This is a genomic window from Sphingomonas albertensis, from assembly GCF_014358075.1.
Classification (GTDB): Bacteria; Pseudomonadota; Alphaproteobacteria; order Sphingomonadales; family Sphingomonadaceae; genus Sphingomonas; species Sphingomonas albertensis.
In genome coordinates, this window is the sequence record NZ_JACONT010000004.1 from 1 (window position 1) to 26,356 (window position 26,356).

A 26,356-nucleotide genomic window follows, 5' to 3' on the forward strand; every position below is an offset into this window, starting at 1 on the left:
CGCCTTCGCGGGGAAACAGTGTTAGGGTTAGCCCGCCTCCCCCTTGAGTGGCCTGGCGAGCAGGTCGCCGATTACGTCGCCTACCGGGGCACCTTCCAACAGGCGGCAGACGGCTTCGGTGATGGGCATGTCTACGCCGGCATCGCGGGCGGCTTCGCGGAGGACGGGGGCAGTGAAGGCGCCTTCTGCTACCGTGCGGCGGTCAGAAAGGAGCGCGGCGGCGGAATCGCCTCTTCCCAGACCGACGCCGAGCGAGAAATTACGGGAGCTGGTCGAGGAGCAGGTGAGGACGAGGTCGCCGAGCCCCGACAGCCCGGCGAGCGTTTCCGCGCGGGCGCCCCGGGCCAGGCCGAAGCGGGTCATTTCGGCGAACCCTCTGGCGATCAACGCGGCGCGGGCGTTCTGGCCTAGCCCTGCGCCCTCCACGACGCCGCAGCCGATCGCGAGGACGTTCTTCACCGCGCCGCCGATCTCGGCGCCGGCGACGTCGGTCGACGCGTAGGTACGGAAATGGCGCGCTGCCAACCGCGCGGCGAGGCGTTCGCCGAGATCGGCATCCTCGCAGGCGAGCGTCACGGCGGTGGGCAAGCCGGCGGCGACTTCGTATGCAAACGTCGGTCCGGAGAGCACGGCGATCGGCGCGTTCGGGTGGACGGCGCGCGCGACTTCGCCGACGAGGCGCTTGCTGCCGGCCTCGATGCCCTTGGCGCACAGGACAAGGGGGATGCGGCCGATCGGGGATGCGGCGAGGACGCTGCCGACATGCTGGGCGGGCGCGACGACGAGAATCGCATCCATGTCCGCCAGCGCGGCGAGATCCTCGGTGGCGCGGATCGTCGGGGAGAGCGCTACGCCAGCGAGAAACAGCGCGTTCTCGTGATGCGCGTTGATTGAGGCGACGACCGCGGTTTCACGCGCCCAGAGGATGACGTCGCGGCCTTCGTGCGCGGCGACCTGTGCGAGTGCGGTGCCCCAGGCGCCGCCGCCGATGACGCCTATTTTCATAGCGGGGATCTTCATGCCTTCACCCCTGCGCCACGCACCGCTTCGGCGTTCGGATCGAGCGGCCAGCGCGGGCGCGCGGCGACGTCGAGCGGATCGGTGAGCCCGGCGGCGAAGCGCTCGGCGCCCGCCCAGGCGATCATCGCGGCGTTGTCGGTGCAGAGCCACAAAGGCGGCGCGACGAAGCGGAGGCCGTGGGCGCTGGCGAGCGTCTGCAACGCGCCACGGACTGAAGTGTTCGCGGCGACACCGCCGGCGACGACGAGCGCGGTGGCGCCATGCGCGGTGCGCAGTGCCTTGGTCGTGCGGTCGATCAGGCAGTCGACAACCGCGGCCTGGAACGAGGCGGCGAGGTCCTCGGGCGAATACTGGCCGACGACGCGCGCGACCGCGCTCTTGAGCCCGGCGAACGAGAAATGCGGTTCTGCCGAGCCTTTGAGCGGGCGTGGCAGCGGGACCGCCTTTGGATTGCCGAGCGCGGCGGCGCGTTCGACCGCTGGGCCGCCGGGGAAGCCTAGTCCCAAAAGCTTGGCGGTCTTGTCGAAAGCCTCGCCTGCCGCGTCGTCGATCGTCGTCGCCAGCCGCCGGTACGCGCCGACGCCCTCGACCAGCAGCAACTGGCAATGGCCGCCCGATACCAGCAACAGCAGGTACGGAAATTCGAGATCGGGATCGGACAGCCGCGGCGAGAGCGCGTGGCCTTCGAGATGGTTCACCGCGATCAGCGGCTTCCCTGCGGCATGCGCGAGCGCCTTGCCGGTGACCAGCCCGACCATGACGCCACCGATCAGCCCCGGCCCGGCGGTCGCGGCGATCGCATCGACGTCGGCGAGCGTCAGCTTCGCATCGGCGAGGGCCGCGACGATGAGCGGCTCCAGCGCCTCGACATGCGCGCGCGCGGCGATTTCGGGGACGACGCCGCCGAACGGGGCGTGTGCCGCCTCTTGCCCGAGCAAGCGGTGCGCAAGGACCTGCCGGTCGCCGGTGACGAGCGCGGCGGCGGTTTCGTCGCAGGAGGATTCGATACCGAGGATGATCATCATACACCTGTATATGGGTGTGCGAAGCTTGTCGAAGCCCCGCCCTTTCTGCATGGCGCGCAGGATGACTCGTTTTCGGCTCGGTACGCGCGGTTCGCCGCTGGCGCTCACCCAGGCGGGCATGGTGCGCGATGCACTGTGCGCGGCGCATGGCTGGTCCGACGACGCGGTCGAGATCGTCGTGATCCGCACCACCGGCGACCGCGTGCAGGATCGCGCGCTCGCCGAGATCGGCGGCAAGGCGCTGTGGACCAAGGAGCTCGATCGCGCGCTGCATGATAGCGACATCGATTGCGCGGTGCATTCGATGAAGGACGTCGAGACGATCCGGCCCGCGACGCTGAAGATCGCGGCGATGCTGCCGCGCGCCGACGTGCGCGATCGGCTGATCGGCGCGGAGACGCTCGCCGACCTGCGACCGGGCGCGGTTGTCGGCACGAGTTCGCCGCGCCGGCGCGCGCAGATGCTGCGGCTGCGCCCCGACCTGGAAATCGTGCTGATCCGCGGCAATGTCGACACGCGGCTCGGCCGGGTGGCGAGCGGCGAGATGGACGCGACCTTGCTGGCGGCGGCGGGGCTCGACCGGCTGGGGCGCGACGACGGCCATGCGATCCCGACCGATGTGATGCTGCCGGCGCCTGCCCAAGGTGCGGTCGGCGTCGAGGTGCTCGCCGGGAGCGCGGCGGGCGAGATCGTCGCGGCGATCGACCACCATGATACAAGTGCGTGCGTGCTGACCGAGCGCGCGCTGCTCGCGCGGCTGGGGGCGGATTGCCATTCGCCGGTCGCGGCGCTGGCCTCGCTGGCGGGCGAGACACTGACGTTGCGCGCCGAGCTGATCGCCGAGGATGGCGCGTGCGACGTCGCGGGATCGATCGAGGGGACGGTCGACGACGATCTCGGGACGGCGCTCGCGGAGGATCTGCTCGCACGCGCGCCGGCCAGCGTCAGGCGGCTGTTCTCCGCATGAAGCCCCGATGACCCGCATGGTCGTGGTGCTGCGACCGGAACCGGGCAACACGCGCACCGCCGACGTCTTGCGCGCGCGCGCGCTGGACGTGCGGCAGGTTCCGTTGTTCGCGGTAGTGCCGGTCTATTGGACGCCGCCCAATCCGACCGGGTTCGACGGGCTGTTGCTCACGAGCGCGAACGCGGTGCGGCATGGTGGCGCGGGGCTGGACCTGTTCAGGCGGTTGCCGGTCGTCGCGGTCGGCGCGGCGACGGCGGCGGCGGCGAGCGAGGCCGGGTTCGCGGTCGCGGTGACGGGCGCCGAGGATGCGCGCGCGGTGGTGGCCGAGGCGCGGGACCGGGGTTTCGCGCGGTTGCTGCACCTCGCCGGGCGCGAGCGGGCGCCGACCGAGGACGGCGTCGAGGCGCTCACCGTCTATGCGAACGAGGCCGTACCGGTGCCGGCGGACGTCGCGCGTTCGTTCGAGGATGCGCTGGTCCTGGTGCATTCCGCGCGCGCCGCCACGCGGCTGGCCGAGCTGGTCGACGGGGCGGGCGTGGATCGCTCCAGCATCGCGCTGGTCGCGATCAGCCGGGCGGTCGGCGACGCGGCCGGGACGGGCTGGGCTAGCATCGCGATCGCGCCGGAACCGAGCGATTCGGCGGTCGTCGCGATGGCCGCTGCGTCCGCGAACACACGCGCGATTGACCAGCGCGCGCGCGGCGGGGATAAGCACGCCATGAGCGACTACGTGCCGACCGATCGCCCACGGGCACGCGGACCCAGAATGGGTGTCATCCTTGCGCTGGTGGGCCTTGCGTTCATCGCCGGCCTCGCGCTGATGGCGTATGCGGCGAAGACCGTGCCGTGGTTTGGTTTCACCCGTTCCACCACCGCCGCGACGACGGCGCAGCAAAAGGCTTCGTCGTCCGCGACCGGCTACATCCCGTCGCAGCCGCTGGGCCCCGACGGCGAGCCGCAGGCGGCCGCGCCGGTGGATACCGCGGTGCTGGCGACGCGCGAGGCAACGCTGGCGGCGCAATTGGCCGCGCTCGAGGCGCGCACCGCGGCGATCACGACGGATGCCAGTGCGGCCGGCGGACAGGCGACGCGTGCGGAAGGGCTGATGGTTGCGTTTGCCGCCCGCCGTGCGCTCGATCGCGGGGTCGGGCTCGGCTATCTCGAGGAGCAGTTACGGCTGCGCTTCGGCCAGGCCCAGCCGCGCGCGACGATGCTGCTGATCCAGGCCGCGCGCCAGCCGGTCACGCTGGAGGATTTGCGCCAGGGCCTCGACACGATCGCACCCGACATCACGACCTCGACCGGCGAAGGCTGGCTCGACACGATCCAGCACCAGATCGATTCGCTGGTGGTACTGCGCAAGGCAGGCACGCCCTCCCCGATGCCCGCCGACCGCCTCGCGCGCGTGCGCCGGCTCCTCGAAGCGGGCCAGGTCGAGGCGGCACGGGCCGAGGTCGCGCGCTTGCCGGGTGCGGCGCAGGCCAGCAACTGGATGGACGCCGCGCGGCGCTACGTCACCGCACGCCAGGCGCTCGACGTGATCGAGAACACCGCACTGATCGGCCAGGCGGGCCAGCCGCAACCGGCGCCCGTGGTTATCCCGCCGCCGGTCGTGGAAACGACGACGCCGGACGAGGGCGCCGCCGGCATATAAGCGGGCAAACGTCGTTTCGGGTGTGGTGTTGATCTAAGTTGTTATCATTGCTGGCGACTTGCTAGCACGAGATTAACCCGCCGAGCCCAACCTGCGCCCATGAACCCGGTCATGCCCCGCAGTCCCAAAGACCTAGAACTCTGGCATGGGCGCCATATCCAGCTCGCCACCCTGGCGCTCACCGCGCAGGTGATGGAGATGCATCTCAGCCTTGCAGCACTGTACAGGGAACAGATCGCCGTGATCCTGCTGGGAAGACTCTAGCGCGATATCGCCGGGAGCAGGCGCGACGACGTGCTCGCTGCCGACCGGACCAAGTCAACCGGCTACACGCTCGATCAGCGCCATCGCCGCATGGGGCGCGCGGACCTTGGCGCCGTTGATGAAGAAGACGAACGTCTCGCGGGGGGTCTTCGCCGGGGCGGTGTCCTCGACATAGGGCAACCCGTCCGGCCGCCCGCCCGCCGCCCAGGCCTTCGCCTTGGCGGCCCAGTCGTCGAGCGCGGTCGGGGCGTAGCCGGCGACGAAACGCTCCTCGGCATCCTCCAGCCGGGCATAGACGAAATCGCCGGTGACGTTGGCGATCGCGGGATATTCGGCGGACTGCGCGAACACGATCGCGACGCCCGCCGCGCGGCACATCGCGACGAATTCGGGCACCGCGAAACTCTCGTGCCGGACCTGGATGGCGTGGCGCAGCGCCAGGCCGTCCTGCTTGGCGGGCAGCAGTTTCAGAAACGCGGCGAAGTCGTCGGCGTCGAACTTCTTGGTCGCCATGAACTGCCACAGGATCGGCCCGAGCCGGTCGCCCAATTCGACGATCCCCTGCTCGGTGAACTTCGCGATCGACTCCCCCGCGTCGGCCAGCACCTTCCGGTTGGTGCAGTAGCGCGAGGCCTTCAACGCGAAGACGAAGCCGTCGGGGACCGCCTTGGCCCAGGACGCGAAGGTCGCGGGTTTCTGGCTGCCGTAATAGGTGCCGTTGATCTCGATCGCGGTGACGCGTTCGGCGGCATAGTCCAGCTCGCGCTTCTGCGGCCATTTCTCGGGATAGAAGGTCCCGCGCCACGGCTCGTAGGTCCAGCCGCCAATACCGATTCTGATCGTCATGCCGGCGAGTGTAGCGCCGTCGGGACCGGGTTGGCGATGGCGTATGCGTGCTCAGCCGCGCATCAAGCGGTTTCGCCGAACGATGCGAGCGCGGCCACCGCGCCCCTGCGTTCGAGCCGGTCGAGATTGGCGACCAGCACGCTACGCAGATCCGGATCGGGGCGAAACGCGAGCAGGCCGAGCAACGCGTCGACGCGCTCGGTCGATGTCGTCGCGCCGGACACCGCTGCACCGAGCCGGTCGGCGATCGGGTCGTCGATCGCGAACATCTCGCCCGCATCGGTCACCCCCGACTGCCAGCGCATCCAGGCCGCGACGGCCAGGGCCAGCGCATCGACCGACTGCCGCTTCGCGCGCCGTTCCGCGATCGGAGCGAGCAGGCGCTGCGGAAGTTTCTGCGAGCCGTCCATCGCGATCTGGCGGGTGCGATGCTGGAGCGCGGGGTTGGCGAAACGTGCCATCAATGCCGCCCGGTAATGCGCGATGTCGAGCGCGGCGGGGGGATCGAGCGTCGTCGCGCTCTCGTCCCACAGCGCTTCGACGAAAGCGCGCGCCGCGGGCTGCGCGACGACTTCGTGGACGAAGTCGAGCCCGGCGAGCCCGCCGAGATAGGCGATCGCCGAGTGCGCGCCGTTGAGCAGCCGCAGCTTCGCGTCTTCCCATGGCGCAACCGCGTCGGTCAGTTGCACGCCGAACGCCGCCAGATCGGGGCGTTCGCCGGCGAAGCGATCCTCGATCACCCACTGGGTGAACGGCTCCGCCTTCACCATCGCGTGATCCTCGACCCCCAGCGTATTCGCCAGTGCGGCGATATCGGCGGGTGTGGTCGCGGGCACGATCCGGTCGACCATCGTCTGCGGGAACGTCACGGTGGCAGCGATCCAGTCGCGCAGGTCCGCATCGTGTGCCGCCGCCATCGCCAGTACCGCATCGCGCAGCAGCGTGCCGTTGTGCGGCAGGTTGTCGCACGAGAGGATCGTCAGCGGACCGGTGCCCGCCGCATGGCGCGCCGCGAGCCCGGCGACGAGAAACCCGGGTGCGGTCCGCGGCGCGTCGAGCGAGGCCAGATCGTGCGCAACATCGGCATCGCCGGCCTGCAATCTGCCCGTCGCGCGGTCGAGCTTGTAGCCTTTTTCGGTGATCGTCAGCGTGACGATATGCGTGTCCGCCGACGCGAGCGCGGCAACCACCGCGGCCGGATCCTCGGGCGCGACGAGCATGGCCATGACCGCGCCGACGACCTGCAACCGCTCGCCCTCGCCGTCACGGACGACGAGCGTGTAGAGCCCGTCCTGCGGCGCCAACTGGTCGCGGACGCCCGCGGATCGCAGCGATACGCCGGTGATGCCCCAGCGCAGATCGCCCGCCGCCAGCGCCTGTTCGAACACTGCCGCCTGATGCGCGCGGTGGAATGCGCCGATGCCGAGATGCACCACGCCGCGCTTGACGCGCGACCGGTCGTAGGTTGGCCGCGCGACGGCGGCGGGTAGCCGGTCGAGCGTGGCGGTCGACAGCCTCACAGACGGTACGCCTGCTTGACCAAGTCATAGGCGAGCGCGCGGGCGACCTCGTGTGCTTCGTCTTCTTCGAGCCGGTGTTCGGCGACGAGCTTGGCGAGGAAGGCGCAGTCCATACGCCGCGCGACGTCGTGCCGCGCGGGGATCGAGAGGAAGGCGCGCGTGTCGTCGTTGAAGCCGACCGTGTTGTAGAATCCGGCGGTCTCGGTCGCGCGTTCGCGGAAGCGGCGCATGCCCTCCGGGCTGTCGTGGAACCACCAGGGCGGGCCGAGCTTCAGCGCCGGATAATGGCCGGCGAGCGGGGCGAGTTCGCGAGAGTAGGTGTCCTCGTCTAGGGTGAAGAGGATCAGGGTCAGGCGGGGATCGTTGCCGAACCGGTCGAGCAGTGGCTTCAGCGCGCGGACGAACTCGCCGGGCAGCGGGATGTCGCCGCCCTTGTCGCGACCGAAGCGTGCCAGCACCGAGGCATTGTGGCTGCGCGATACGGCGGGGTGGAGCTGCATCACCATGCCGTCCTCGACCGACATCGCCGCCATCTCGGTCAGCATCTGTGCGTGGAAGAGTTCGGACTCCGCGGCGGTCGGTTGGGCCATAACGCGGGCGTAGAGCGCCTCGGCTTCGGCGGGTGTCAGGTCCGCGGTCGCCGCCGATAGGTGGCCATGATCGGTCGAGGTGGCACCGGCATCACGGAAGCGGGCGCGGTGGAAGCGGTGCGCGGCGAGATAGCCGGCATAGCTGCCGACGTCTTCGTTCGCAGTCTCGCCGAAGCGGCGGACGTTGGCGGCGAAGCCCGGCGTTTCCGGATCGACGACGGGATCGGGGCGATAGGCGGTGACGACGCGGCCGTTCCAGTCGCTTCCGCGGATCGCGGCATGGTGTTCGAGCGGGTCGAGCGGGCTTTCGGTGGTCGCGATCAGTTCGATGCCGAACCGGTCGAACAGCGCGCGCGGGCGAAATTCGGGTGTCTTCAGCGCGGCGTCGATCGTGTCGTAATACAGGTCGGCGGTCGCGGGTTCGAGGCGGACGTCGATCCCGAACGCCTCGGCGAACACCCAGTCGAGCCACATCCGCGACGGCGTGCCGCGAAACAGATGGTAGTTCTCCGCGAAGATGCGCCAGATTTTCCTTGGATCGGTTTCGGTGATGCTGCCGTCGACCGTCGGTACGCCGAGCGCGTCGAGCGGCACGCCCTGGCTGTAGAGCATCCGGAACACATAGTGGTCGGGGACGATCAGCAGCGAGGCGGGATCGCTGAACGCCTCGTTCCGGGCGAACCATGCCGGATCGGTATGGCCGTGCGGACTGACGATCGGCAGGTCCTTCACGCCCGCATGCAGCGCGCGCGCGATGTCGCGGGTGCGGCCGTCGCTGGGGAACAGGCGATCGGGGTGAAGGCGTAGCGGATGGGTCATGCGAGGCGTTCCGGATCGACGGGGGTATAGTGCGGGACGAGCAGGTGGATAACCAGCAACGCGACGAAATAGGCGCATCCGGCGACCACGAAGATCGGTCCATAACTGCCGACGCCGGCGAGGATGGTGCCTGCGAACTTGGCCATCAGCATGCCGCCGAACGCCCCCGCCAGCCCGCCGAGACCGATCACCGATCCGCCCATGCCGCGCGGAAACAGGTCACCGGGGATCGCGTACACGTTGGCGGAGAAGCCTTGGTGACACGCGCACGCCAAGCCGATCGCCGCGACCGCCCACCAGAGGCCGGGGGCCTGCGCGGCGAAGATGATCGGCAGCGCGAACAGCGCGCAGGCGAACAACGCGGTCTTTCGCGCGCGGTTCGGCGTCTGGCCGCGTGCCAGCAGCCGCGACGAGAACCAGCCGCCCGCGACCGATCCGACATCGGCCAGCACATACACCGCGACCAGTGGCGGCCCGAAATCGAGCATCTTCACGCCGTATTGCCGGTTGAAGAAATCGGGCAGCCAGAACAGGAAGGTCCACCACACCGGATCGATCAGGAACCGGCCGAGCATGTACGCCCAGGTCTGGCGCAGGCGCAGCAGCGTGCGCCAGCGGACCGGCTTGGCGGCGGGGACGGGGTCGGCCTCGATCCAGGCCAGTTCCTCAGGCGTGACGCGCGGATGCTTGCGCGGCGATCGGTAGAAGGCGAGCCAGGCGACCAGCCAGAGCACGGTCAGCGCGCCGGTCGCGATGAACGCCATCCGCCAGCCGAACGTCACCGCGATCACCGGCACGATCAACGGCGTGAGGATCGCGCCGACGTTCGAGCCCGCGTTGAAGATGCCGATCGCCAGCGCACGCTCGCGTTGCGGGAACCATTCGTTTGCCGCGGCAAGTGCGGCGGGGAACGCCCCGGCCTCGCCGATCGCGAGCGGGATTCGCGCGAAGATCATCATGCCGGCGCTGGTGAACAGCGCATGCGCGACATGACCGATCGTCCATAGCGTCACCGCGACCGCATAGCCGATCTTGGCGCCGACCCGGTCGACGAACCGCCCGAACAGGACATAGGCGATGCCGTACGCCGCCTGGAACGCGATCGCGAGATCGGCATAGCCCTGCTCGCTCCAGTTATAGCGCGCCTGGAGTTCGGGTTTGAGCACCGGCAGCACGAGCCGGTCGATATAGCTCAGCGCGACGGCGGCGAAGAGCAGCGCGCAGACGATCCACCGCACTTTCCCGCGCGGCTTCTCGATCGCGACGGTGGCTCCGTTCACCAGTTGCACAGCGTGCCATCCTCGAGACGCGCGACCGGGAGATAGGCGCGCTTATACTCATACGTCGCGGCGAGATCCTCGTCGATGTCGACGCCGAGCCCCGGTGCCTCGCCCGGATGCATCATGCCCTCGTCGAAGCTATACGCGTGCGGGAAGACCGCGTCGGTCTCGTCGGTGTGCGGCATATGCTCCTGCACGCCGAAATTGGGCACCGACAGCCCGAAATGCAGCGCCGCGGCCATCGCCACCGGCGACAGGTCGGTCGCGCCGTGACAGCCGGTACGGATCTGATACAGGTCCGCGAGCGACGCGATCCGGCGCAGGTGCGTGATGCCGCCCGCGTGCACGACGGTCGCGCGGATATAGTCGATCAGCTGGTTCTGGATCAGGTCCTTCGCATCCCAGATCGAATTGAACACCTCACCGACCGCGATCGGCGTCGTGGTGTGGTGGCGGATCAGCTTGAACGCCTCCTGGTTCTCGGCCGGCGTCGGGTCCTCGATCCAGAAGAGGTTATACGGCTCGAGCGCCTTGCCGAGCCGCCCCGCCTCGATCGGGGTGAGGCGGTGGTGGATGTCGTGGAGCAAATGGACGTCCCAGCCCATCGCCTCGCGCGCCGCCTTGAACAGTTCGGGGACGACGCGGAGGTATTTCTCGGTCGACCACACGCTCTCGCTCGGCAGGTCGGCATCGGCGGGTTCGTAGCGCGCGCCATGCTTGGCCACGCCGTAGGTCGAGGCGAGCCCCGGCACGCCGCATTGCAGCCGGATCGCCTTATAGCCCTTCGCCTGCTCGGCCTTGGCGACCCCGATCGTGTCCTCGATCGTGGTGCCGTTGGCGTGCGCATAGACCATGCACGCATCGCGCGCCGCGCCGCCGAGCAACTGGTACACCGGCATGCCGGCGAGCTTGCCCTTGATGTCCCAGAGCGCCGTGTCGACCGCGGCGATCGCCGCCATCGTCACAGGACCACGCCGCCAATACGCGCCCTTGTAGAGATACTGCCAGACGTCCTCGATCCGGTGCGCATCGCGGCCGATCAGGCACGGCACGACATGATCGGTCAGGTAGCTCGCGACGCTCAACTCGCGACCGTTGAGCGTCGCGTCGCCAAGCCCGGTGGTGCCGTCGTCGCATTCGATCTTCAGCGTGACGAAATTGCGCCCCGGACAGGTGACGATGACGCGGGCGGAGACGATCTTGGGCATCGCGGATCCTTCAGGCGATTTCGAGGATGGCGGATTTCAGCTGTGCCGAACTCGGGCCGGCCATGATCGTGAACAGGCCGGGCTCGACGACCTCGCGCATGTCGACGTCCCACAAAGCGAACGCGTCGGGGCCGAGCGTGAAGCGCAAAGTCCGCCGCTCGCCGGGCGCCAGCGTCACGCGTTCGAAGCCCTTCAATTCCATCACCGGGCGCGCGACCGACGATACCTGGTCGCGGACGTAGACCTGCACGACCTCGTCGCCGGCACGTTGCCCGATATTGGCGACGTCGACCTCGACCCCGACGCTGCCGGCGATGCCGATCTTCGCCGCCGACAGCCGCGGTGCGCTGACCTCGAAGCGCGTGTAGCTGAGGCCGTGGCCGAACGGGAACAGCGGTGCCGTCTCCGCGAACAGATAGCCGCGCTGCGTCGAGGGCTTGCGGTTGTAGTAGAACGGCACCTGCCCGACCTCGCGGACCACCGTCACGGGCAGTTTTGCGCCCGGATTGATCCGCCCGAACAGCGCCTCGGCCATCGCGGTGCCGCCCTCCTGCCCCGGATACCAGCATTCGAGCACCGCGTTCGCCTTCGCGATCACGCCCGGCCAGCTCGGCGGACGGCCGTTGATCGCGGCGATGACGATCGGCTTGCCCAGCGCATGCAGCGCGTCGAACAGCGCGTTCTGCTCGCCGAGCAGGTCGAGTGTCGTGCGATCACCGAGGTGGTTCGCCGAGAAGCCCTCGCGGCTGGTCTGCTCGGTATCGCCGATCGCCAGGATGATCGTGTCCGAACCGCGCGCGACCTCGACCGCTTCGGCGATCAGCGCGCGGTTCCTGGCGGGATCGGCGAGCAGCACCTCGTCCTGTGATCGGTCCTCGCTCTGGGTGATGAACACGCCCTGCGCATGGACGATCGTCGCGCCGCCGCCGACCAGCGCGCGCACGCCGTCGAGCAGCGACACCGTCTGGCGCGGCGGCGCGGAATAGCCGCCGAGCCGCGCGATCGCCGCATTGGGCCCGATCACCGCGATCCTGCCCTTGGGCGCGAGCGGCAGCGTGCCGTCGTTGGTGAGCAGGCACATCGATTTGCGGGCCGCCTCCAACGCGACGCCGCGTGCTTCCGCATTACCGGTCAGGCGAGCGGCGGCGCGGGGATCGACCGCCGACTCCTCGAACAGGCCTGCGCGGAACTTGAGCGCGAGCATGCGCGCACACGCCGCGTCGACCGACGCGATCGGCACCGTCCCCGCCCGCACCTGCGCGGGCAATGTGCGGAACGCGATCCCGTCCGGCAACGCGCTGTCCACGCCCGCCTCCAGCGCCAGCCGCGCCGCACCGGCCACGTTGGGCGCGATGTGATGGATCGTATCAAGCTCTTCGATCGCGCCGTAATCGCTGACGATCGCGCCCGAAAATCCCCATTCGCCGCGCAGCACGTCGCCTAGCAACCAGTGGTTCGCATGGCTCGGCACGCCGTCGATCTCGTTGTACGACGGCATCACAGCACCGATCCCGGTGCGCGTCACGACCGCGCGGAACGGCGGGAAGAAGCTCTCGCGCAGTTCGCGTTCGCCGATCGGTGCCGGGCCGATATTGTTGCCCGCCTGGGGCTGGCCGTGGCCGGTCATGTGTTTCAGCGTGGCGAAGACCTTCCCCGGCGCGAGGGTGGTGCTGTCGCCCTGCAGGCCCTCGACCGCGGCCACGCCCATCTCTCCGCACAGATACGGGTCCTCGCCGAACGTCTCCTCGATCCGGCCCCAGCGCGGATCGCGCGCGATGTCGACGACTGGCGACAGCGAGAGATGGCTGCCATGCGCGCGCACTTCGCGACCGATGATCACCTGCGCGCGCCGCATCAGGTCGCGGTCGAACGCACCGGCCATGCCGATCGCCTGCGGGAACATCGTCGCATCTGGCGCCATATAGCCGTGCAGCGATTCCTCGTGGAAGATCACGGGGATGCCGAGCCGCGTGCCCTTCGCCCAGCGCTGGACTGCGTTGACAAACGCGATCGTCGAGGCGGAGCCGCGGAACCGTGCACCGGTGCCGCCTGCCACCGCCGCCACCGATGGCCCGCCGCGCAGGTCCGACGGGCGCGTCACCTGGCCGAAGCCCGCCGGATACGCCGCCGTCGCCCGCGCAGGATCGAACGTCAGGCCGCCGACAGTCATCACGTCCGCCTTGGTCGCCCACAGCGAAATGGTCTGGCCAACTTTCTCCTCCAGCGTCATCCGCGCCATCAGATCGCGGACTCGGAGATCGACCGGCGCGCGGGAATCACGGTAGATCGGGGCCGCCGCCGCGGCCTGCGCGACGCCGGGAATAAGCCCCGCGATCGAGACCGAGCCGAGCAACCCGAAAAGGTCGCGCCGGGTCGGCATCGCGGCTGGCATCGTGGGCGGTACGATCCCTGCTGTCTCCGTATCGGCCACGATTATCTCCTACTATGAAACGCGGCATTGCTGTCGAAGCCGTCGTCGTGATAGCGATAACATGGCTGATCATCCGCGATCCTGTCAATGTGGCGCGGAACGGCGGGAGAGGATTATGACGCAATTCGGCCGATGGATCGGTAAGTTCGCGCTGCTGTTCGGCGCGGTAATTGGTTTGACCGGACCGGCACAGGCCGAAGACGGCTACGACCTCTGGCTGCGCTATCACACCCCCGCGGCGACGCCTGTGCGGAATGTGCCGGCGGTCGAAGCGCGCGGCGATACGCCAACGCTTCGTGTGGCGGCCGAAGAATTGCGGCACGGCGCGGTGCTGTTCGGGACGAGCCCGCCGCCGATCCTGCTGGCCACCGCCAGCGATCGCGACGTCGCGGCACTCCGCTTGCCGCTGGCCGCGCTCGGCGACGAAGGATACCGCGTCGGACAGGTCACGATCGGCGGTCGCCGCACACTCCTCGTCACCGCGAACACCGATCGCGGTGTCCTGTACGGCAGCTTCGCGCTGCTGCGGCACCTCCAGACCGGCGGCAGTATCGACCGGATCGCCCTGACCTCGAGCCCCCGCGTGAAGCTGCGCGTGCTGAACCATTGGGACAATCTGGATGGCGTGGTCGAGCGCGGCTACGCTGGCGCATCGCTCTGGGACTGGTGGACGCTCCCCGATTTCCGCGACCCCCGCTACACTGATTACGCGCGCGCCAACGCTTCGATCGGGATCAACGGCACCGTCCTCAACAACGTCAACGCGAAGGCCGACAGCCTGACCGCGCCGTATATCGCCAAGGCCGCCGCGCTCGCCGACGTGTTCCGGCCGTACGGGATCAAGGTGTATCTGTCGGCGCGCTTCTCCGCCCCGATCGAGATCGGTGGCCTGAAGACCGCCGATCCGCTGGATCCGCAGGTCGCGGCGTGGTGGAAGGCGAAGACCGACGAGATCTATCGCAGCATCCCCGATTTCGGCGGCTTCCTGGTCAAGGCCAACAGCGAGGGCCAGCCCGGCCCGCGCGATTATCACCGCAGCCACGCCGACGGCGCCAACATGCTCGCCGCTGCGGTCGCGCCGCATGGCGGGATCGTGATGTGGCGCGCGTTCGTCTATGCGGAAACCGACCCGGACGACCGCGCCAAACAGGCGTACACTGAGTTCAAGCCGCTCGACGGGACCTTCGCGAAGAACGTTATCGTCCAGGTCAAGAACGGCGCGATCGACTTCCAGCCGCGCGAGCCGTTCCACCCGCTGTTCGGGGCGATGCCGAGGACCCCGCTGATGATCGAATTCCAGATCACCAAGGAGTATCTCGGCTTCGCGACGCACCTCGCCTATCTCGGGCCGATGTTCGCCGAGACGCTGGCGAGCGAGACGATGCGGACGCCCGGCGAGACCGTCGCGGACGTCGTCGACGGGTCGGTCGAAGGTCACACCCTGACGGGCATGGCGGGGGTCGCCAATATCGGCCGCGATCGCGACTGGGCGGGCTCGACGTTCAACCAGGCGAACTGGTATGCGTTCGGGCGGATGGCCTGGGATCCGACGCTCGGCGCCGCACCGGTCGCGCGCGAATGGGCGGCAATGACCTTTGCCCCCTCTGCCAAGATCGTCGATCCGGTGGTCGCGATGATGATGGGATCGCGCGAGGCGGTGGTCGACTACATGACGCCGCTCGGCCTGTCGCACGTCATGGCGACGGGGCATCATTACGGCCCGGCTCCTTGGGTGGCCGATCTCAAGCGGCCCGAATGGAACCCGGTCTATTATCACCGCGCCGACAAGGCCGGGATCGGGTTCGACCGGACCAAGACGGGTAGCAACGCGGTGGCGCAATACGCCCCTGCCCTCGCCCGCACGCTCGCCGATCCGGCGACGACGCCGGAGCGCGACCTGCTGTGGTTCCACCACGTCTCCTGGGACCGGCGCATGGCATCGGGGCGGACCTTATGGGCGGAGATGGTCCATGATTACGATTCTGGCGTCGGCTATGTCGCGGACATGCGCCGGCGATGGGATGCGCTGAAGCCGCAAGTCGATGCCGAGCGCTGGGCGAAGACCGCGACGTATCTGGCGGTGCAGGAGCGCGAAGCGCGGTGGTGGCGCGATGCGAGCCTGGCCTATTGGATGTCGGTCAACGGACGCCCGTTGCCGGCGGGAGCCGCAGCCCCCGCGCATGACCTGGCATGGTACAAGGCGCAGCACTTTCCGTACGCGCCCGGCAACCCACAATAGAAGCGCTGACACTAGATAAGAGGATGAGGACGCGATGATGAGACGGTGGCCGTTGGCGCTGATGTTGGGCGCCCTGATCGTGACGGGTGCAGGCGCGCGGGACACTGCACCGGTACGCGACACGCACTGGATCGCGACCTGGGGATCGTCGCAGATGATCGCCGAGGGCGACAATGCACTTCCTGCCGATCGCGCTGGTTCGATCACGCTGCGGCAGGTCGTGCGGGTTTCGGCCGGCGGTGAGCGCGTGCGCATCCGGTTCTCCAACGCATTCGGTACGCGTCCGCTGGCGATCGGCGGGGCGCACCTTGCCCGGTCGGTCGCGCCCGGCACGCCGCGGATCGAAGGCGGCGCCCGGCTGACCTTCTCGGGGCAGGGCGACGCGGTGATCCCCGCCGGCGCGGAAATCTACAGCGACCCGGTCGCGCTCCGGGTCGCAGCCGGGGCCGATCTCACCATCAGCCTGTATCTGCCGGACGCCGCCAGCCCGCAGACCGGGCATCCCGGCTCGCGCGCGACCAGTTTCACGCGGGCCGGCAACGCGGTTGGGGACGCGACGCTGGCGGGTGCGACGCCGACGACCCACTGGTATGCGCTCGCGGATGTCGAGGTCGCGGGGGCGCCGGCCGCAGGGACGATCGCCGCGATCGGCGACTCGATCACCGACGGGTACGGCGTGAAGCCCGAGCGCAACACCCGCTGGACCGACGTGCTGGCGCAAAGGCTGCGCGCGCGCCCTGCAACGCAGGCGATCGGCGTCGTCAATGCGGGGATCGGCGGCAATCGCGTCCTGCTCGACGGTCTCGGCCCCAATCTGCTCGCGCGGTTCGATCGCGATGTCGTCGCGCGCAGCGGCGTGCGCTGGGCGATCGTGCTGGAGGGCGTGAACGATCTTGGCGTGCTGACCCGCGAGGCGCCTGCCACGCCCGCGCAGCACGCCGCGCTGGTCGCGCAGCTCAAGGCCGGCTTCACGCAGCTAGTCGCGCGGGCGCATGCGCACGGGATCAAGGTGATCGGCGGCACGGTCATGCCGTTCGGGGGCAACAGCTATTACCACCCCGATTCCGCCAACGAGGCCGATCGGCAGGCGATCAACACGTTCATCCGCACCGCCGGCGTGTTCGACGCGGTGATCGATTTCGATCGGTCGATGCGCGATCCGGCGCATCCCGACCGGCTGTCGCCCCGCTATGATTCGGGCGACCATCTCCACCCGTCGGAGGCCGGATATCGTGCGATGGGCGAGGCCATACCCCTCGCCCTGTTTCGATAGCAGGGGGTTCTAGATCCCGGTCGCGTACAATGCGTGGTGCGTGAGGATGAACAGCGTGCGGCGGTCGGCCCCGCCGATCACGAGTTGTAGCGGACGTTCGGGGACGTCGATGCGGCGGGCCAGCGTGCCGTCGCGGGCGTAGACGAACACCTGGCCGTTGGCGACGTAGAGGTTGCCCGCGGCATCGCGCGCGACGCTCTCGCCGCCACGATCGGCGACGATCTTGAGGTCGGTCAGGCGGCCCTGATCGCCGACGACGCCGCTATAGGTCCGGTTCTCCGAGGCGTTGGTCAGGACGACGCGTTCGCCGGGCGCGGCGGCTACGAAGCCGTAGCTGTCGAGCGTGTCGGACCAGCGCCAGCCGCGGTGATCGTCCGGCCCCTGATTCCAGACGCGGAACGCGGGCAGGACGAGTGATCCGTCGGGGGAGACGTATTCCTGCGGCTTGGCCTCGCCCATCTTGGTAGTGAAGAAGTCCGTCATGGTCGGGTAGGTGTAGGTCGCCGGATCGATCCGGTCGGCGAACTCGCCATTCGCCCAGACGTTGACGGGGAGCAGGGTGGCCGCGCCGCGGTGCGGGCTGGCGGCTGTCGAGGCGATGACCGTGACCTCGGCCGGCCTGGCCGGATCGATGCTGTAGACGGTCCCGTCACGCCCGGCGGAGGACTGGACGAGCAGCTTGCCCGAACGATCGACCGCGAGGTTCACCGCATCGAGCGGCGCGTCCGCGACGATCGACAGCCCCTCTGTCTTGGTCCAGCCATGGATCCGCTGGAATTGCCGATCGATGAAATACAGTTTTCCCTTCGCATCGACCGCTCCGCCGGCGATCGAATAGAAGCCGTCGGCGAGCTTCTCGACGCCAGGCGATACCGGGATCGCCGGTTGGGTCGCTGCGGTCGCAGGGGTGGCTGGCACGTCGAGCCTGGCGAACTCGCGCTCGCGTACTTCTTGGCGCCGCGTCATGTCCTTGATCGCGGTCTCGAACGGGAATTTGCTTGCGCGCAGATAGGTGCCGCAGCCCTTCGCGTCGCAGCTCGCAAAGCCGCTTTCGGCGTTCACATGGACGTTGCGAAAACGGATATCGCCGGAATTGTAGAGCTTTACCGCGGCGTCCATCGGCTTGATCGTGCGCGTGACGCGATAGCCATGATAATTGGCGAACAGGATGTTGCGCGAATTGCGGATCTCGGCCGAGATCGCGTCGACGCCGTCGCGCACTTCCTGCTCGGTCTGCGGCGCGAGGAATTCCCAGTTCTCGACGTTATCGAGGACGATCTCGGCGCGATAATGGTGCTCGGCGGAGAGTTCGTAGACATGGCCGGGGGTCTTGGTGTTCGAGACGTGGAAGCCCGCCGACGCCAAGGTGTTCGGCGACCAGATCGCCGCGAACGTGCCGCCGCCGCCGTCCGTTACCCAGATGCTCGGGTGCTGTCCGTCGAAGCGCGCGCGCGGATCGCCGAAGCCGATCGGGCTGCCCTTGGTCAGCACGGTGCCGCCGCCGCCCTGGATCTTGACGTCGTTGACCATCGACGCTTCGCCAGCCTTCCACAGCAGCGCGGTCGCGCGCGGGTTCACGCCGCCGGTCCACAGGCCGAGGCCGGAGACGATCGCGTTGCCGCCTTTCGCGCTCTGCAACAGCGCCTTCGGACCGCCGACGCCCATGTATGCGGGTGTCTCGTCGGGGAGGTAGAGATGCGTGAGGCTGGGATGCAGCGCGATCAGGACGCTGTCGGGACGGAGCTTGATCGTGTCGGTGACGCGGTAGCGACCGACCGGGAGATACAGCACGCGGTGCGTGTCGATCGCGCGCTGCAACGCCGCGGTGTCGTCGGTGGTATCGTCGCCCTTCACGCCGAGATCGTGCGCGTTCGCCCAGTCGCGCACCGGCGGCATCGCGCGGATCGCCGGCGTCCGCCTCGCGGGCATGCGCGCGAGCGGCGCCATCTGGATATCGGTCGCATAGTCGCCGATCGTGCCCAACCCGGCGAGCTTCAGGCCGTAGGAGAAGTCGCTGACCCGGTAGTTTGGCCCCGCCCCCGCCACGGTCTTTCCACTGTCGCGGAAACGGACGAAGGTCGGGGTGTTCGACGCCACCGCATTGTCGAAGCCGATCTGCGTGAAGACGCTGTTCTCGGCCGATACGATCACGCCCGCCTGCGACACGTTCTCGAACCGGACGTCCTTGCCCCAGAGCGAGTCGGAATAGCCGCGGTCGATCTCGATCCCGACCGGCGTGTCGCGGATCGCGACGTTGACCAATGTCAGGTCGACCTCGTGCTCGCGGATCGCGGCATCGCGCTGGCCCTGGAACTCGGAGTCGATCAGCGTGAACTGCCACGCGGGCGAGGTCTTTTCCGACATGATGCCGTAGCGACCGCCGAAGAAGCGCAGGTTCTCGAACTCGTTGCCCGCCTGGTAGACGCCGGCGAGGCCTGAACCGATGTGGAAATCGACGTGGCGAAGATAGCCATGCTGCGCGACGCGGAAGCGCACCGCGACCGCGCCGGCATTGCCCGCGCCAATCCGGAAATCGACGTTGGAGAGCGCGGAATAGAAGGTGCTGGAGGTCGCGTCGAAGATCGCGGGGTCGAAGGGCACGCTGGTGCGCGGCGGCACGGGGGCCTTGCCGACGCGGTACTGGTCCTCGCCGGTGAAGCTGACCATCGCCGCGACGCCCGAGGCGTAGCCGGCGCTGTTGTCGCCGAGCACGATCTCCGGCCGGGTCGGGCCGATGCCGAAGATCCGGACGGCGGAGCGGACGAAGATGGTGCGGCTGATCCGGTAGCGCCCGGAGGGGAGGAACACGATTCCGCCATGACCGCCCGCCGCGACCGCGTCGATCGCCTGCTGGAGCGCGGCGCTGTCGTCCGCGCGACCGTCGCCGACACCCTTGACGGTGATCGCGCTCGGGTCGTCGGGCTGGGTGAGATAGACCGAGACGGACTTGGTCGGAGCCGCAAGTTTCGAAGACGGGGCGGGTTTCGCGAACGCCGGCGCGGCGATCAGGAGCGCCGTTCCGCAGAGCAGCCATTTCGCAACCATCGTCCGTCTCCCGTTATCAGGACAGCAGCCCTACCGTTCGCGGGGGTGCGCTTCATCTGCGACGAAGGTCGTATCTTTGGGGGATGCCTTCTGATCCTCCCCCGCCAGGGGGAGGTGGCGCCGTAGGCGACGGAGGGGGAGGACACGGAACAGGCGTGCCTCTTACCTCCCCCTCCGACTGGCAAGCGTCAGCCACCTCCCCCTGGCGGGGGAGGATCGAAGGGCGTGTCAGATCGCCAATGTCTGCGCGACGATCGCCGCCTGGGTCCGGTTGCGGACGTTGAGCTTGCGCATCAGCGCGGTCATGTGGACCTTCACGGTGGCCTCGGCGATGCCGAGATCGAACGCGATCTGTTTGTTGAGCAGCCCCGAATGGACGCCGCGGAGTACCCTGATCTGGGTCGGTGTCAGCGCCGCATGGTTCGCCGGCGCTGGTGCCGCCACTTTTGCCGCCGGGGGATGCCCGATGTCGTGGCCGGTCCGTTCCATGGTCATCCTCCCTGAGCTTCAGCCTGTGCCGCGACGGTTCGAGGTCGCCACAGGGGTTTGCGCCGTTGATCCAGCGATCCGCTTATACGGATTCGGTTGGACAGGTTTTGAGTATGGCCCGCAGATTTGCACGCAATCAAGCCTTTTCTGTTGTCAGACCGAAAAGACCTGTCGTACAGATATCCACAATCACAGCAGGCGAAGGCGCCGCTGAGCGACGGGAGGGGCCTGATGCCACACGCACCGGACACGCGCGCACGGACCGCACGACACGCGCGCGCTCGCACGCAGGCGGCACGCCGATGATGACCGCCGACATGCAGCTGGTGATCGCCGCACTAGCCGGCATCGGGCTCGCCGTGGTGGTGATCGTCCGCGGACGGCTCCACCCCTTTATCGGCCTGTTGTGCGGCGCATTCACCGTGGGACTGCTCGCCGGCCTGCCGCTGCCCGACGTAGCGAAGGCAGTGCAGAAGGGCGTCGGCGACATCATCGGCGGCACCGGACTGGTCGTCGCGCTGGGCCTGTCGCTGGGCGCGATGCTGCACCTGTCGGGCGCTGCGGCGTCGCTGGCCAAGGCGGCGCTGCGGATGACCGGCGTCCAGGCCGCGCCCTGGGCGACCTTGGGTATCGCGATCGTCGTCGGACTGCCGCTGTTCTTCGAGACGGGCCTCGTCCTGCTGCTGCCGATCGTCGTCGCGGCGGCCGAGGAAATGACCGGCAAGGACGGCCCGGAACGCGACGCCGCCAAGCTGAGGCTGATCATGCCGGCGCTGGCCGGTCTTGGCGTGGTCCACGCGCTGGTGCCGCCGCATCCGGGCCCCTTGCTCGCGGTCGAGGCGCTCGGCGCCAGCCTGGGCAAGACGATGCTCTACGGGATCGCGATCGCCATCCCGACGGCGATCATCTCCGGACCGCTGCTCGCGAAGTTCACGACGCGTGGCGTGCGCCTGGAGGCGCCGGTGCTGCACGATCATGCGCTCTCGATCGCACCGCCGGCGCGGCTGTTGTCGCTTTTGATCGTGCTGCTGCCCGTGCTGATGATCGCGACCGGCGAGCTGGGGCAGATGATCCCGGGGATGAAGGGCACCGCCTGGCTGGTCGCGGCGAGCAACCCCGTGGTCGCGCTGTTGCTGACCAACCTGATCGCCCTGCCGCTGCTGTTCGGCCGGCGGCTGCGCGATGCCGCGATCCAGAACGCGGTGTGGCACGAGACGATGGGCGCGGCCGGAGCGATCCTGCTCGCGATCGGCGCGGGCGGCGCGTTGAAGCAGGTGCTGGTGACCGCAGGCCTGTCCGACCTGCTGGCGCGCACCGTGCTGATGTATTCGATCTCGCCGTTGTTGCTCGGCTGGCTGGTCGCGGTCGGCATCCGCCTCGCCGCGGGCTCGGCGACCGTGGCGACGATCACCGCGGTCGGGATCATGCCGGGCGTGGTCGCGAGTTCCGGCGTGTCGCCGGAGCTGGTCGTGCTGGCGATCGGCGCGGGCTCCGTATTCTTCAGCCACGTCAACGATCCGGGATTCTGGCTGGTCAAAAGCTATGTCGGCACCAGCACCGCGGACACGTTCCGGACATGGTCGATGCTGGAGACGGCGATCTCGGTGGTCGGCCTCGCGCTGGTGATGGCGCTGAGCTATGTCGTCTGACGATGCCGCAGCCCCACATTCGAGGCCGGTCGTGACCGGCGGAGAGCGGCTGGCGGACCGGGCCTATACCGGGATCGTCCAGATCATCCTCGACGAACAGCTCGCGGTCGGCGACCGGTTGCCCGCGGAGGACAAGCTGGCGGCGATGTTCGGCATGTCGCGGACGATCGTGCGCGAGGCGCTGGCGCGGCTCGCGTCGGACGGGATCACGCAGGCGCGGCGCGGTGCCGGCTCCTATGTCAAACGGCGACCGTCGGAGCGGCTCGGGTCGCACATGCCGATGGCGGACATCGCTGCGACCTTGGGCACCTACGAAGTGCGTTTCGTGCTGGAGGCGGAGGCGGCGCGGCTGGCGGCACAGCGCAGGTCGTATCACCAGATGGACGCGATCGAGCGCGCGCTGGAGGCGTTGCGGACGGCGCTGCTGTCCAATGCGCCGGCGCATGACGAGGATTGGCTGCTGCACCGTGCGATCGCCGAGGCGACCGCCAATGCCGCGTTCCTGCCGGTCTTCGATCATCTCCAGGACGCGGTGATGCGGATCCTGCGCGCCGGCGTCGACATATCGCGGTCGCGCGCGCCCGAGGTGATCAAGGCGATGATGGACGAGCATGACGCCATCGTCGAGGCGATCCGCGCGCAGGACGCCGACGGCGCGGCGCTGGCGATGCGCTGGCATCTGTCGCAGGGGCGCAAGCGGCTGATGCCCTGACACGGCCGATGGCGCCGCACTGCGACCATGGTCGTAGATGATACGCCCGGCAGCATACGGTAGAGTGATCTCCGCAACGACACGTCGCCAAGCCGGACACACGGTACGCGCCACGTGCAACTAGGGGATGGACTGATGCATAGCGTCACGCGCGATCGGCGACTTACCGGTATCTTGAATGGTAACGCTACCAGTTTAGCGGTCCTCGCCGTCGCGTTGTTGTGCAGCCCCGCCCTGGCCCAGACCGCGCCGCCGCCGCCTGCCGAGGCCGACATGCCAGCCTCCGCACCCGATCAGGCCAGCGCCGCCGACCAAACCCTCGCGCCGCAGCTGCCTGCGCAAAGCGACGACCGGGCTGCGAGCACCAACGACATCGTCGTCACCGGCACGCGCATCACGTCGAGCGGCTTCAACGCGCCGACCCCGACGACGGTGATCGGCGAGGAGCAGATCCTCAAGAACGCGCAACCCAACATCTTCACGACGGTGGCGCAATTGCCCTCGCTCCAGGGCTCGACCGGCGCCAACACGGGGACGTTCAGCACGTCGAGCGGATCGCAGGGGCTCAGCTCGTTCTCGCTGCGTGGTCTCGGCACGATCCGCACGCTGACGCTGCTCGACGGCCAGCGCGTCGTCGGCGCCAACGTCACCGGCGTGCCCGATATCAGCCAGTTCCCGCAATTGCTGATCAAGCGCGTCGACATCGTCACCGGCGGTGCGTCCGCCTCCTACGGTTCGGATGCGGTCGGCGGCGTGATCAACTTCATCACCGACACGAAGTTCACCGGGTTCAAGGCGAACGTGCAGACCGGCGTGACCACCTATGGCGACGACGGCCAGGTGCTGTTCCAGGCGGCAGTCGGCAAGAGCTTCGCCAACGACAGGCTGCACGTCATCCTGAGCGGCGAATATGCCAAGGAACAGGGCGTCGGCCCGGGCAATTTCGGCGAAGACCTCGCCGGCAGCCGCGACTGGTACCGTGCGACGACCTTGGTCAACACCGGCATCATGAATAACGGGTCGCCGCAATATCTGGTGCGCGATCATGGCCAGGCGTACCAATACACCAAATACGGCCTGATCAGCGCCGGCCCGCTGCAGGGGACCGCGTTCGACGCCAACGGCCAGCCCTTCCCGTTCCAGTACGGATCGAACGGCGTGCCGGCCAAGGACAGGGCCGGCAACGTCAACGGTTGCTTCGTCGGCTTCTGCGTCGGCGGCGACCAGTCGGGGCATGTCGGATCGGGCACCTCGCTGCAATCCGCGATCCAGCGCCTCAACGGCTATACGCGCATCAGCTACGACGTCGCGCCCGACATGGAGGTCTATATGACCGCCAACGTCGCGCAGGTGAAGACGCACAACCAGCCCAATCCCGGCTCCGCGAAGACCGGGCTGACCGTGCAGTGCGCGAACCCCTATCTGCCCGCATCCATCTCCGCGGCCTGTGCGGCGAACGGCATCACCAGCTTCCAATACGGGTTGAGCAACGCGATCCTGCCGAACATCAGGGTGAACACCGATCGTCGCCAATATCGCTTCGTCGGCGGCCTGAAGGGCAAAGCCGATCTGCTCGGGACGAACTGGACCTATGACACGTCGTACGAGCACGGCATCAACATCACCGACATCGACGTCGACAACATCAGCCTGACCGGACGCTACAACCAGGCGATCAACGCGACGCGGATCAACGGTCAGATCGTCTGTGCCGACGCCGCCGCACGCGCCGCGGGCTGCCAGCCGATCAACATCTTCGGTGGCGCCACCCCGTCGGCAGCGGCACTCGCCTATGTCACGCCCGCCGCGGGGCCGTTTCAGCATACCAAGCAGACGCAGGACGCCTTCGCGGGCAGCATCTCGGGCGAGCCGATCACTTTATGGGCGGGGCCGCTCGCGGTAGCCGCGGGGATCGAGTACCGCCGAGAATTCTACCGCGTGAACGCCGATCCTTATGGTGCAGGCGTCTCCGACATCAGCCCCAACTCGACATTATATCCGGCCGATCCCAGCCTGAATTCGGTGAACGGCAGCAACTGGTATGCCGGCAACTACAAGAACGGAACGGGCAAGTACAACGTGCTGGAGAGCTTCCTGGAGCTGAACCTGCCGATCCTCAACTCCGACACGCTGGGTCGCGCGAACGTGAACGCGGCGGGCCGGGCGACGCGCTATTCGACCTCGGGAGTCGTCTATGCCTGGAAGGTCGGCGGTACCTGGGACACGCCGCTCGACGGGCTCCGCTTCCGCGCCGTGACGTCGCGCGACGTCCGCGCGCCGAACCTGTCCGAGCTGTTCGCGGCACCGGTGACGACAACGGTCCCCAACTTCACCGATCCGCGCAGGACGGCCGAGAACCCGAACGGCCGCCAGGTGCTCATCATCCAGAACACGATCGGCAACACGGCGCTAAGGCCCGAGATCGCGCGCAACACCGAACTCGGCGTCGTCTATGCGCGGCCGAAATGGCTGCCCGGCCTCAGCCTGTCGTTCGACTATTACAAGATCAAGCTGAACGACGTGATCTCCAGCCTGTCCGCACAGCAGGTCGTCAACCTCTGCCTGGTCGACAACATCCCCGACACCTGCGGGGCGTTCGACCTCGACAGCGATTCCAAATTCGTCAACGTCCAGTCGTTCAACCTCGCGTCGATCAAGACCGACGGGTTCGATATCGAGGCGAGCTATCAGTGGCGCAAACCGCTGGGGATCGACGGCAATTTCACCCTGCGCGGGCTGACCACCCACGTGATCAAATACGTCACCGATCCGGGCCTGCCCGGCACGATCCCGGTCGATTCAGCGGGCGCGAACACCGGCGCGACGCCGAACTGGAAATGGCTCGTCACCGAGAGCTACGACAACGACGCGTTCAGCATCACGCTGCAGCAGCGCTGGTTCAGCGACGGCGTGTACGGCAACCAGTATGTCGTGTGCTCGGCGGGCAACTGCCCGGTCTCGACCAGCAACAACCCGACGATCGACAACAACACGATGAAGGGCGCGTTCTACTTCGATATCGGCGGTGCATTGAACGTCACCAAGCAGGTCAGCATGTTCTTCAAGGTCGACAATCTGTTCGATCACGATCCCGAACCGTCGCCGCAGACCAATACGGGGCTCGACGTGAACCCCGCGCTGTACGACACGCTCGGCCGGTTCTACCGGATCGGCGTCCGCGCGCGGTTCTGAACGGAGCGCTCCACCGGCAATTCCTCGACGCGCATATTCCCGGCGGCCCCCAGGTCGCCGGGAGTATGCGTGCGCACTCGGGCAGCCGTGATCGAACCACCGCCGAGTCCGAAGCGACCAACGTGCATGTTGT

General features: G+C 68.3%; 18 protein-coding genes. 8 read left to right on the forward strand and 10 right to left on the reverse strand.

What is annotated here, in order from left to right:
* Positions 1-27: 27 nt before the first annotated feature.
* Together H8S47_RS02925 and tsaD are read right to left on the reverse strand one after the other, a co-directional pair.
* Positions 28-1,005 carry an NAD(P)H-dependent glycerol-3-phosphate dehydrogenase gene (locus tag H8S47_RS02925; protein WP_187502541.1) on the reverse strand — a complete coding sequence of 326 codons (978 nt, stop codon included), beginning with the start codon at positions 1,003-1,005 and terminating at the stop codon, positions 28-30.
* A gap of 11 nt (positions 1,006-1,016) precedes the next feature.
* A complete protein-coding gene (gene tsaD, locus H8S47_RS02930; RefSeq protein WP_187502440.1) occupies positions 1,017-2,045 on the reverse strand; it encodes a tRNA (adenosine(37)-N6)-threonylcarbamoyltransferase complex transferase subunit TsaD in 1,029 nt (342 codons plus the stop codon).
* 61 nt (positions 2,046-2,106) lie between these two features.
* Between tsaD and hemC the strand changes: the two genes are divergently transcribed.
* From hemC to H8S47_RS02945, 3 genes are all read left to right on the forward strand, one after another.
* Entirely contained in the window at positions 2,107-3,012 is a 906-nt protein-coding gene (hemC, locus tag H8S47_RS02935) for a hydroxymethylbilane synthase (protein ID WP_187502441.1), read from the forward strand.
* A 7-nt stretch (positions 3,013-3,019) separates the two neighbouring features.
* Complete coding sequence (locus H8S47_RS18750) at positions 3,020-4,666, forward strand: uroporphyrinogen-III synthase (protein ID WP_235982568.1); 1,647 nt, start codon at positions 3,020-3,022, stop codon at positions 4,664-4,666.
* A 99-nt stretch (positions 4,667-4,765) separates the two neighbouring features.
* Positions 4,766-4,930, forward strand: a complete 165-nt coding sequence (locus tag H8S47_RS02945; RefSeq protein WP_164913452.1) for a hypothetical protein — start codon at positions 4,766-4,768, stop codon at positions 4,928-4,930.
* Between the two features lie 54 nt (positions 4,931-4,984).
* Here the strand turns inward: H8S47_RS02945 and H8S47_RS02950 are convergent, their stop codons facing one another.
* From H8S47_RS02950 to H8S47_RS02975, 6 genes are all read right to left on the reverse strand, one after another.
* Positions 4,985-5,776: a DUF72 domain-containing protein gene (locus H8S47_RS02950; protein ID WP_187502442.1), complete on the reverse strand. Its 792-nt coding sequence runs from the start codon at positions 5,774-5,776 to the stop codon at positions 4,985-4,987.
* A gap of 62 nt (positions 5,777-5,838) precedes the next feature.
* The gene (locus tag H8S47_RS02955; protein ID WP_187502443.1) at positions 5,839-7,296 is read right to left on the reverse strand and encodes a mannitol dehydrogenase family protein; all 1,458 of its coding nucleotides are present in this window, start codon (positions 7,294-7,296) and stop codon (positions 5,839-5,841) included.
* A complete protein-coding gene (uxaC, locus tag H8S47_RS02960) occupies positions 7,293-8,705 on the reverse strand; it encodes a glucuronate isomerase (RefSeq protein ID WP_187502444.1) in 1,413 nt (470 codons plus the stop codon). The genes H8S47_RS02955 and uxaC overlap by 4 nt, the downstream gene beginning before the upstream one ends.
* Positions 8,702-9,985, reverse strand: a complete 1,284-nt coding sequence (locus tag H8S47_RS02965; protein WP_187502445.1) for an MFS transporter — start codon at positions 9,983-9,985, stop codon at positions 8,702-8,704. The genes uxaC and H8S47_RS02965 overlap by 4 nt, the downstream gene beginning before the upstream one ends.
* Entirely contained in the window at positions 9,982-11,193 is a 1,212-nt protein-coding gene (gene manD / locus H8S47_RS02970; protein WP_187502446.1) for a D-mannonate dehydratase ManD, read from the reverse strand. The genes H8S47_RS02965 and manD overlap by 4 nt, the downstream gene beginning before the upstream one ends.
* 10 nt (positions 11,194-11,203) lie before the next feature.
* The gene (locus H8S47_RS02975) at positions 11,204-13,573 is read right to left on the reverse strand and encodes a glycoside hydrolase family 3 N-terminal domain-containing protein (protein ID WP_187502542.1); all 2,370 of its coding nucleotides are present in this window, start codon (positions 13,571-13,573) and stop codon (positions 11,204-11,206) included.
* 166 nt (positions 13,574-13,739) lie between these two features.
* Between H8S47_RS02975 and H8S47_RS02980 the strand changes: the two genes are divergently transcribed.
* Both H8S47_RS02980 and H8S47_RS02985 read left to right on the forward strand, forming a co-directional pair.
* Positions 13,740-15,863 carry an alpha-glucuronidase family glycosyl hydrolase gene (locus tag H8S47_RS02980; RefSeq protein ID WP_187502447.1) on the forward strand — a complete coding sequence of 708 codons (2,124 nt, stop codon included), beginning with the start codon at positions 13,740-13,742 and terminating at the stop codon, positions 15,861-15,863.
* Positions 15,864-15,924: 61 nt separating this feature from the next.
* Complete coding sequence (locus H8S47_RS02985; RefSeq protein ID WP_187502448.1) at positions 15,925-17,136, forward strand: SGNH/GDSL hydrolase family protein; 1,212 nt, start codon at positions 15,925-15,927, stop codon at positions 17,134-17,136.
* A 9-nt stretch (positions 17,137-17,145) separates the two neighbouring features.
* On the opposite strand, the gene H8S47_RS02990 is transcribed toward H8S47_RS02985, so the two are convergent.
* Together H8S47_RS02990 and H8S47_RS02995 are read right to left on the reverse strand one after the other, a co-directional pair.
* A complete protein-coding gene (locus H8S47_RS02990) occupies positions 17,146-20,181 on the reverse strand; it encodes a glycosyl hydrolase family 28-related protein (RefSeq protein ID WP_187502449.1) in 3,036 nt (1,011 codons plus the stop codon).
* A 228-nt stretch (positions 20,182-20,409) separates the two neighbouring features.
* On the reverse strand, positions 20,410-20,676 hold the full coding sequence (locus H8S47_RS02995; RefSeq protein ID WP_235982569.1) for a helix-turn-helix domain-containing protein: 267 nt from the start codon (positions 20,674-20,676) through the stop codon (positions 20,410-20,412).
* Between the two features lie 296 nt (positions 20,677-20,972).
* Between H8S47_RS02995 and H8S47_RS03000 the strand changes: the two genes are divergently transcribed.
* The 3 genes from H8S47_RS03000 to H8S47_RS03010 all read left to right on the forward strand — a co-directional run bounded on the left by H8S47_RS03000 (position 20,973) and on the right by H8S47_RS03010 (position 26,223).
* Positions 20,973-22,319 carry a GntT/GntP/DsdX family permease gene (locus tag H8S47_RS03000; RefSeq protein ID WP_187502450.1) on the forward strand — a complete coding sequence of 449 codons (1,347 nt, stop codon included), beginning with the start codon at positions 20,973-20,975 and terminating at the stop codon, positions 22,317-22,319.
* On the forward strand, positions 22,309-23,031 hold the full coding sequence (locus tag H8S47_RS03005) for a FadR/GntR family transcriptional regulator (RefSeq protein ID WP_187502451.1): 723 nt from the start codon (positions 22,309-22,311) through the stop codon (positions 23,029-23,031). The genes H8S47_RS03000 and H8S47_RS03005 overlap by 11 nt, the downstream gene beginning before the upstream one ends.
* A 135-nt stretch (positions 23,032-23,166) precedes the next feature.
* A complete protein-coding gene (locus H8S47_RS03010) occupies positions 23,167-26,223 on the forward strand; it encodes a TonB-dependent receptor plug domain-containing protein (RefSeq protein WP_235982570.1) in 3,057 nt (1,018 codons plus the stop codon).
* Positions 26,224-26,356: the final 133 nt, after the last annotated feature.

Coding starts and splice junctions, on each gene's coding strand:
- H8S47_RS03010 (WP_235982570.1), top strand. CDS start 23,167: ATGCATAGCGTCACGCGCGATCGGCGACTTACCGGTATCTTGAATGGT.
- H8S47_RS02985 (WP_187502448.1), top strand. CDS start 15,925: ATGTTGGGCGCCCTGATCGTGACGGGTGCAGGCGCGCGGGACACTGCA.
- tsaD (WP_187502440.1), bottom strand. CDS start 2,045: ATGATGATCATCCTCGGTATCGAATCCTCCTGCGACGAAACCGCCGCC.
- H8S47_RS02980 (WP_187502447.1), top strand. CDS start 13,740: ATGACGCAATTCGGCCGATGGATCGGTAAGTTCGCGCTGCTGTTCGGC.
- H8S47_RS02925 (WP_187502541.1), bottom strand. CDS start 1,005: ATGAAAATAGGCGTCATCGGCGGCGGCGCCTGGGGCACCGCACTCGCA.
- H8S47_RS02975 (WP_187502542.1), bottom strand. CDS start 13,573: ATGCCGACCCGGCGCGACCTTTTCGGGTTGCTCGGCTCGGTCTCGATC.
- H8S47_RS02950 (WP_187502442.1), bottom strand. CDS start 5,776: ATGACGATCAGAATCGGTATTGGCGGCTGGACCTACGAGCCGTGGCGC.
- H8S47_RS03000 (WP_187502450.1), top strand. CDS start 20,973: ATGATGACCGCCGACATGCAGCTGGTGATCGCCGCACTAGCCGGCATC.
- hemC (WP_187502441.1), top strand. CDS start 2,107: ATGACTCGTTTTCGGCTCGGTACGCGCGGTTCGCCGCTGGCGCTCACC.
- uxaC (WP_187502444.1), bottom strand. CDS start 8,705: ATGACCCATCCGCTACGCCTTCACCCCGATCGCCTGTTCCCCAGCGAC.
- H8S47_RS02990 (WP_187502449.1), bottom strand. CDS start 20,181: ATGGTTGCGAAATGGCTGCTCTGCGGAACGGCGCTCCTGATCGCCGCG.
- H8S47_RS03005 (WP_187502451.1), top strand. CDS start 22,309: ATGTCGTCTGACGATGCCGCAGCCCCACATTCGAGGCCGGTCGTGACC.
- manD (WP_187502446.1), bottom strand. CDS start 11,193: ATGCCCAAGATCGTCTCCGCCCGCGTCATCGTCACCTGTCCGGGGCGC.
- H8S47_RS02995 (WP_235982569.1), bottom strand. CDS start 20,676: ATGACCATGGAACGGACCGGCCACGACATCGGGCATCCCCCGGCGGCA.
- H8S47_RS18750 (WP_235982568.1), top strand. CDS start 3,020: ATGACCCGCATGGTCGTGGTGCTGCGACCGGAACCGGGCAACACGCGC.
- H8S47_RS02945 (WP_164913452.1), top strand. CDS start 4,766: ATGAACCCGGTCATGCCCCGCAGTCCCAAAGACCTAGAACTCTGGCAT.